Origin of the sequence: Rhodococcus sp. R1101, assembly GCF_000278445.1 — a bacterium.
GTDB lineage: Bacteria > Actinomycetota > Actinomycetes > Mycobacteriales > Mycobacteriaceae > Rhodococcus > Rhodococcus gordoniae.
On record NZ_AJVB01000165.1, the window covers coordinates 1 to 7,576 of the forward strand.

Below are 7,576 nucleotides of genomic sequence, written 5' to 3' on the forward strand. Positions count from 1 at the left end.
CGGCGAACGAGAAGCCGGACAGGGTCAGAGAGCGAGTTCCGCGCGGGCGCGGCTCAACCAGTCCATCGCGGCCCGGGGGTCGTCCACTGTCCCTCCGCCGAAGCCGAGCACGAGACCGCGTCGCAGCTCCTCGAACGTGCGGACCGGCCAGCCGCCCATCTCGTATCCGGCGTCCTGGATGCGGGTGACGAGGTCGTCGGTCAGCCCGTCCCAGCCGCAGTAGAACGCATCCGCGTCGAGGTCGGCGAGGACCTGTTCGATGCCGACGGGGTGGCGTTCGGCGTCGGGATAGCCGTGCGTGATCAGCCCTCGGGAGATGTGCGGCGCGAGCGTGAGCATCCGGCGCAGGGCCTCCGGCGAGAAGCTCGTGAAGCGGATTCGTGAGGCGTCCTCCGGGCGGTCCTCGACCACCGCGGCGATCGCCTCGCACGCCTCGACCGCCTTGATCTCGACCTGCAGAAACACATTTGTGGCGTCGAGGACCTCGGTCAAGGTGGGCACGTGGCGGCCCCCGCCGACGTCGACGGACCGGATGCGCTCGTAGGGAAGTTCCGCGACAGGACCGAGCCCGTGGCCCGACGGGTCGGCGGCGGTGCGATCGAGGGTCGCATCGTGCACCACGATCGGTACACCGTCCGAGGACAGTCGCACATCGAACTCGAGTTCGTGGACACCGATCTCCTCGGCGAGCAGGAACGATTCGATCGTGTTCTCGGGGCACAGGTCCTTGGCGCCGCGGTGCCCGACGACGTGGTAGGTGCCGCGGCGGGGGGTCGATTCGGTGGTGGCCATCAGGCGACGAGCTCCTCGTACTGCTTGCGGATGTCCTCGGTGTCGCGCCGGATCACCGTCGCGGCGGCGGCGAGCGCGGCGGCCGGATCGGCGTTCTCGGTGTAGAGCTTCTGGATCGCGGTGCGCATCTCGAGGATGGTCGACGACACGTACCGGCGGACCGCGTCGGGCTGGCGGGCGCGGTCGAGTTGTTCCACGGCCAGGCCGTAATTGGGGTTCTCGGCGATGCGGCTCGTGACGATCGGAGACGTCGTCGCCCCCTTCGTCGCCGGCAGGTACCCGGTGCCGACCGCCCATTCTGCTGCCGCGTCGTCGCCGGCGAGGAACTCGATCACCTTGGCTGCGGCCGCCTTCCGCTCGGGGTCGGCGTGCTTGAGGATGCCGAGTCCGGCACCGCCGGTGGGCACACCGGTGTCCTGTGCGACGGGAAGGAAACCGGCTCCGAGTTCGAACCCGGCCGCGTCGGCACCCTTCGTCAGACCGGTCAGTGAACCCGTCGAGTTGCAGACGGTGGCCACGAGCCCGTTGGTGAAGTCGGTGTTCATCTCCTGCGCGAGATAACCGATCCGGTCGTCGTTGACGCAGGCGCGGTCGAACTCGGCGGCGGCGATCGACGCGGCGGAGTCCACCGTGACGTCGAGCCCGTCGGAGATCGAGCCGCCGAAATTCCACAGCAGCCCCTGCATGTACCAGTCGTCGGCGCCGGTGTAGGCACGCATCATCAGCCTGTTGCCGCGGTAGTCGCGCCCGGTGATGCGATTGCCCCACTCGCGGAACTCGTCCCAGGTCTCGGGCGCCCGGTCGGGCAGACCCGCCTCCGCGAAGATCTCCTTGTTGTAGTAGAACAACGGCGTCGACCGCCCGAACGGCACCCAGAACGCTTCGCCGCGCACAACGCCTTCCTGGAAGAGGCGGTCGTGGTAGGTGCCGGCGTTCCACGTGTCGGTGAAATAGCCGTTCATCGGTTCGAGATGCCCGGACAGGAAGAATTTGTTCCACGACACGTCCGAGAAGACCGCCAGGTCGGGGATCTGGCGGGCCTGCAGACCGGCCGACAGTTTCTCGGTGAGTCCGTCGTAGCCCTGGAACTGCTGGATCTCGACGTAGATGTCGTTCTGCGATTCGTTGAAACGGCGGATCAGCGACGCGAGGACCTCACCGTTCGTGCCGGCCCAGCCGCTCCAGAACACCACATTGGTGCGACCTGCGAACTCACCGGGCGGATTGACATCGGGTTGACCGAACGAACCGGACGACCCGCCGGCAGGCGAGCCGCACGCGGCCAGGATGGGGACGGACGCCGCGGCGATTCCGGCCACGGCCAGGAACCGACGCCGGCTGAGCGACGCAACCGGTGCAGGGTTTCGTCGGATGGACGGGAACATGGATTCTCCTCGAAGGGGATTCGTGGGGGAGGGGAGGTCAGCGCCGCGTGGCGGCGCCGGCGAAACCGGCGATGATGTAGCGCTGGGCGAACAGGAACAGCAGGAGCATGGGCAGGATCACCAGGACGGTGCCGGCCATGATCGGACCCCACTGGTCGACACCTTCGGTCTCCTTGAGGAACATCAGACCGATGGGCAGGGTGCGGGCCTGCAGGGTGTTGGTCACGAGCAGCGGCCAGATGAAGTCGTTCCACTCGTCGATGACCGCGATCAGCGCCACCGTGACGACAGCGGGGCGCGACATCGGAAGAACGAAGTGCACGAGGCGGCGCAGATGGCCGCACCCGTCGAGTTCCGCGGCCTCGAGTACTTCTTTCGGCAGTGCCAGGAAGTGCTGGCGCAGAAGGAAGGTCCCGAAGGCGCTGGCGAGACCGGGCAGGAAGATGCCCGCATAGGTGTTGATCAGGCCGAGGTTGCCGATGGTGATGTAGTTGATCAGCAGGGTGACGTGACCCGGCACCATGAGCGCGCCGAGCACGGCGAGGAAGAAGACCTTCTTGCCGGGAAAACGCAGGAACGCGAAGGCGTAGGCGCTGAAGACCGCGAGCAGCACCTTCAGTGTCGATCCGGCCGCCGTGACGATCAGCGAGTTGACGAAGAACTGCCCGAAGGGCACCGCCTCCCATGCGCGGGCCAGATGCTCGAGGGTGATCGTCGACGGAATCCATTGCGGCGGCCATGAATAGATCTCGTGTTCCGGCTTGAACGCCGAGGAGACCATCCAGTAGAAGGGGACGAGGAAGACCGCGGCGACGACGACGAGCCCGACGACGGTGAGGGGATTGCCGACTCGTCGTCGGCGGAGACGGCGGCCGGGCTTCGTGCTGCGTTCCCGGGAGGGGCGTTCGACGGTAGTGGTCATCGGTAGTGCACCTTCTTCTCGACGAAGCGCATCTGCAGAACCGTGACGACCATGAGCAGGACGAACATGATCATCGCGCCGGCCGCGGCGGATCCGGCCTTGAACTGCCGGAATCCCTCGTTGTAGATGAACCAGCTCAACGTGGTGGTCGCTCCGGCCGGTCCGCCGCCGGTCATCATCGCGATGAGGTCGAACGACTGGAAGGCGCCGATCACCTGGGTGACGAGGAGGAAGAACGTCGTGGGGGAGAGCAGGGGCAACGTGATGTGCCGGAAGGTCTGCCACCGCGACGCGCCGTCGAGTCGCGCGGCCTCCATCACGTCCCGGGGGAGCGCCAGGATCGCCGCGAGATAGACGATGGCGACGAACCCCACTCCCTTCCAGATGGCCACGATGATGAGCGCGGGCAGTGCCCAGCCGCTCGAGGTCGTCCAGTGCGGGGAGTCGAGTCCGAAGGTGTCGAACAGGATGCGGGACAACCCGTAGTTGGGATCGAACAGGAACAGCCAGATGGCGGCGACCGCGGCACCGGAGAGGATGTGGGGAGAGAATGCCAGTGCCGAGACCGCCGACCGCCCGCGGGTTCCGGAGGCGAACAGCAGGGCCAGTGCGAGGCCGCCGGTGAGGCTGATGCCGACGACGGCGAGGACCCAGATCGCGGTGATGCGAAGAACTCTCAGGAACGACGGGTCGCTCAGCAGGGTGACGTAGTTGTCGAGGCCGACGAAGGTGGGGGACGGCGCGATCATGTCCCACCGCGTCAGGCTCAGCGCGGCGTTACCGAGCACCGGCCAGTAGGCGAACACGACGATCAACGCGAGATTGGGGAATGCGAACAGCGCGAACAACAGGTACTCGCGCCGTTTTCGGGCGCGGGCGCGTTCGGGCCGCCGGGCCGGGGGAGTCGCTGGGGCGACGGGCGCCACCGCTGCCCGCACGGGTGTGTCGGGAGCGCGCTGGGCGGTGACGGACATGTCCGCCCTCCTTCCGAATTATCAACGAACTGTTATCTCCAACGTGGGATGACGATCATGGTGGCACTGCCGACGGAGGTGGTCAAAACGGATGCCGGCGCTTCCGGCGCACGTGCCCGGTATGCCGAGATATGCGCTTCAAGCTTGTGTTGCAACGGGATTCGTGTGAAGCGCGGTCGTCACTCGTGGTGGGTGTCAAGTTCCGTTGGGTCGGGATCCGGCGAAGTTTCCCTTCGTGTTCATGGCCCGTTAATCACATGAAAAGTGATATAAACAGCGTCACCGATCCCCGATTCGATGATGGAGGCGACCGCCGTGCACTCGAGAGCCATCAGCACATCACGCCAGGAACGGCTCGACGCGATCATCGAAGTGCTGCTCGCCGACGACACGACCTCGGCGCAAGTGCTCGCCGAGACCTTCGGTGTCTCGCTCATGACCGTCCACCGCGATCTCGACGAACTCCAGCGGCGCGGCATCGTCCGCAAGTTCCGCGGTGGAGTCAGTGTGGCGCGTACGAGCACGTACGAGATCAGTGCCGCGCTGCGCCGACGCCTGGCAGTACCGGAGAAATCTGCGATCGCCGCAGCCGCGGCCCGGACGGTGACGCCCGGAAGCTCGATCCTGCTCGATGATTCGACCACCGTGGCGATCATGATCGACCACCTGCTCGACATCGAGGACCTGCACGTGGTCACCAACTATCTGCCCACCCTCACCCGTCTTGCGCGTGCCGCCACCGGAGCGGGAAGCAGCACCGTGACGGGGCTCGGAGGCACCTACAACGTGGGTCACGAATCGTTCCTCGGGGTCGGCGCCGTGAACGCGATCCGGGCGCTCCGCGTCGATGTCGCCTTCCTGTCCACCACGACGGTCGACACGGCAGGCCTCTACCATCAGGAGGAATCGATCGTGGCGGTCAAGTCCGCCATGATCCGCTCCGCGCGCCGCAGTGTGCTGCTGGCCGATTCGACCAAGCTCGGCGCCACGTCGCTGCACCGCATCTGCGACTGGGATGTCGTCGACGAGCTGATCACCGATACCGCGGCTCCCGTCGAACTACTCGACACGATCCGTGCGCGCGGGGTGCGGGTGATCACGGTCGACCCCGATCGGACCGAGAACGCTACCGCCTGCTCCGAACGAGAGCAGGGCGCCGAAGAATACGACGAGGAGAACACGTGAGCCAGACGGACACCGACCGGACACCGCGGGTGCGGACCGATACCGGCGTACATGCCGTGCTGTGGGACATGGACGGCACGCTCGTCGACACCGAACCGTACTGGTTCCGGGCCGAGACCTCGCTCACCGCCGAACACGGCGTTCCGTGGACGCACGAGCAGGCGACCGCTCTGGTGGGCAACTCGCTGCCCACGTCCGCTGCGATCCTGCGGGAGGCCGGCGTCGGCCTCGGCATCCGGCAGATCATCGACACCCTGGTCGATTCGGTGATCGACCAGGTCCGGGAAGCCGTGCCGTGGCGGCCCGGCGCCCGGGAACTGCTCGCCGAGATCCGGGAGGCCGACGTCCCGTGTGTCATGGTCACGATGAGCGAGCGAAAGCTGGCCTCCGAGATTCACCGGCTCCTGCCCTCCGGCACCTTCGAATTCGTGATCAGCGGCGACATGGTCGAGCGCGGAAAGCCCGATCCGCAGCCCTACGATCTGGCCGTGGAACGACTCTCCGCGACCCGCGGAGTCCTCTCGCGTGAGCGGATCGTGGCCATCGAGGACTCTCTACCCGGTCTCGCGTCGGCCAAGGCGGCGGGTGTGGTGACCCTCGGCGTGCCGAACATGGTGGCGTTGCCCGACGGTCCCGGTCACACGTTGTGGCCGACACTCGAAGGTCGTGGTCTCGCCGACCTCCGCCACTTGCTCGACGCGGGCTGACAGTGGCGGCGGGACCCGCGCGGGTCCCGCCGCGGTCGGTCTATGCGCTCAGCCGAAGACCGGTGACCCCGTCGAAGAGGTGCACCGCCGACGCATCCGGACGCACGCGCACCGTCGTGTCCACCGCAGGATGATCGTTTCCGTCGGTGCGCACGGTGAGCGGGTACGAGTGCTCCGCACCGATCACCCGCCCGTACAGATAGGCATCGGCACCGAGAACCTCCACGGCATCGACGATCATGTCCACACCGTCGGCATCCCCGGTGAGTTGCGCGGATTCGGGTCGAACGCCCACCGTGACCTGCCCGCTCGTGACCGCCCGCACTATCGTCCGCTCCACGGGAACGACGGTGCCCGCGAAGTCGACACCACCGTCGACGAGCGGAAGGTCGAACAGACTCATGGCAGGTGACCCGATGAACCCGGCGACGAACCGGTTCGCCGGACGTTCGTAGAGTGCGCGCGGCGTATCGACCTGCTGCAGGATGCCGCCGTCGAGCACTGCGACGCGGTCGCCCATCGTCATCGCCTCCACCTGATCGTGTGTGACGTACAAGGTCGTGACGCCGAGACGGCGTGTCAGCCGCGAGATCTCGTTCCGGGTCTGCACACGCAGCTTGGCATCCAGATTCGACAACGGCTCGTCCATGAGGAAGACCTGCGGATTGCGGACGATGGCGCGTCCCATCGCGACCCGCTGTCGTTGCCCGCCGGACAGTGCGGCGGGCCTACGCCCGAGATACGGTTCGAGATCGAGCATGCGCGCTGCCTCCGTGATGCGGCGGGTGCGTTCGTCTTTCGACACCCCGGCGATCTTCAGAGCGAATCCCATGTTCTCGGCGACGGTCATGTGCGGATAGAGCGCGTAGTTCTGGAACACCATCGCGATGTCGCGTCGCGAGGACTCGACATCGGTGACGTCGGTGTCGCCGATGAACAGATGCCCCGCATCGATCTCCTCGAGACCGGCGAGCATGCGCAACGAGGTCGTCTTGCCGCAGCCGGACGGGCCCACGAGCACGAGGAACTCGCCGTCGGCGATGTCGAGGTCGAGCGCGTCGACCGCGGGACGCGGCGCACCGGAATAATGCCGGGTGACGCCGTCGAAGGTAACTGTTGCCACGAATATTCCTCTCACGGGCAGGAACGTGCCCGACGATCCGAAGTGAAGAGACGTCCGAGACGGACCGATGCATCACATCGGGTCTGCGTGAACGGCATGCAGCGTCGATCCGAACGGGATATGGACCGCGTGAGAGGAGTGCGTGGGGACCGTTCGAGCGCCGGGACTCCGAGTGCGTTACGTGATCAGCGAACGGTGTTCGTCGGTCGGTCCGCACCTCGTCGCGCAACGATGTCGTCGAACGCATCGATGAGCCCGGCGGGATACCAGCGGGAATTCGTATCCGCCGTGGTGGCGACGAGCAGGAGTTGCCGTTCGCTCGCGCCGGTCGCGATCGCCGCGAGCCGCTCCCGTCCCTCCTCGTCGAGCGCTGCGACCGTCGCCGCGAGGTCGGCGACGAGAAGCACGCGCGGGGGTCCGACGATCGGGGAATCGAGTGCGGCCACGACGCGGGTGATCTGCTCGGCGGTCGTGGCCCAGCAGATCGG

General features: G+C 66.7%; 7 protein-coding genes and 1 pseudogene. 2 read left to right on the forward strand and 6 right to left on the reverse strand.

All coding sequences use genetic code 11. The annotated features are described in order from the left end of the window. Positions 1–24: 24 nt before the first annotated feature. From R1101_RS0112135 to R1101_RS0112150, 4 genes are read right to left on the reverse strand one after another with little or no spacing between them, the layout of a single operon-like run. Positions 25–792 carry a glycerophosphodiester phosphodiesterase gene (locus tag R1101_RS0112135; RefSeq protein WP_016933693.1) on the reverse strand — a complete coding sequence of 256 codons (768 nt, stop codon included), beginning with the start codon at positions 790–792 and terminating at the stop codon, positions 25–27. After that, positions 792–2,177, reverse strand: coding sequence for an ABC transporter substrate-binding protein (locus R1101_RS0112140; protein ID WP_026003186.1), 1,386 nt, complete (start codon positions 2,175–2,177; stop codon positions 792–794). The genes R1101_RS0112135 and R1101_RS0112140 overlap by 1 nt, the downstream gene beginning before the upstream one ends. A gap of 37 nt (positions 2,178–2,214) precedes the next feature. Then, positions 2,215–3,099: a carbohydrate ABC transporter permease gene (locus R1101_RS0112145; RefSeq protein WP_016933695.1), complete on the reverse strand. Its 885-nt coding sequence runs from the start codon at positions 3,097–3,099 to the stop codon at positions 2,215–2,217. Further along, on the reverse strand, positions 3,096–4,073 hold the full coding sequence (locus R1101_RS0112150; protein ID WP_016933696.1) for a carbohydrate ABC transporter permease: 978 nt from the start codon (positions 4,071–4,073) through the stop codon (positions 3,096–3,098). Before R1101_RS0112150 ends, R1101_RS0112145 begins: the two co-directional genes overlap by 4 nt. 297 nt (positions 4,074–4,370) lie before the next feature. Here R1101_RS0112150 and R1101_RS26530 point away from each other — a divergent pair, with 297 nt between their 5' ends. Continuing rightward, entirely contained in the window at positions 4,371–5,258 is an 888-nt protein-coding gene (locus R1101_RS26530; RefSeq protein WP_232284738.1) for a DeoR/GlpR family DNA-binding transcription regulator, read from the forward strand. Further along, the gene (locus R1101_RS0112160) at positions 5,255–5,965 is read left to right on the forward strand and encodes an HAD family hydrolase (protein ID WP_016933698.1); all 711 of its coding nucleotides are present in this window, start codon (positions 5,255–5,257) and stop codon (positions 5,963–5,965) included. The genes R1101_RS26530 and R1101_RS0112160 overlap by 4 nt, the downstream gene beginning before the upstream one ends. 40 nt (positions 5,966–6,005) lie before the next feature. Here R1101_RS0112160 and R1101_RS0112165 read toward each other — a convergent pair whose 3' ends face one another. Both R1101_RS0112165 and R1101_RS0112170 read right to left on the reverse strand, forming a co-directional pair. After that, positions 6,006–7,088: an ABC transporter ATP-binding protein gene (locus R1101_RS0112165; protein ID WP_016933699.1), complete on the reverse strand. Its 1,083-nt coding sequence runs from the start codon at positions 7,086–7,088 to the stop codon at positions 6,006–6,008. A 185-nt stretch (positions 7,089–7,273) separates the two neighbouring features. After that, positions 7,274–7,576: pseudogene (locus tag R1101_RS0112170) on the reverse strand (hypothetical protein); the annotation flags it as partial.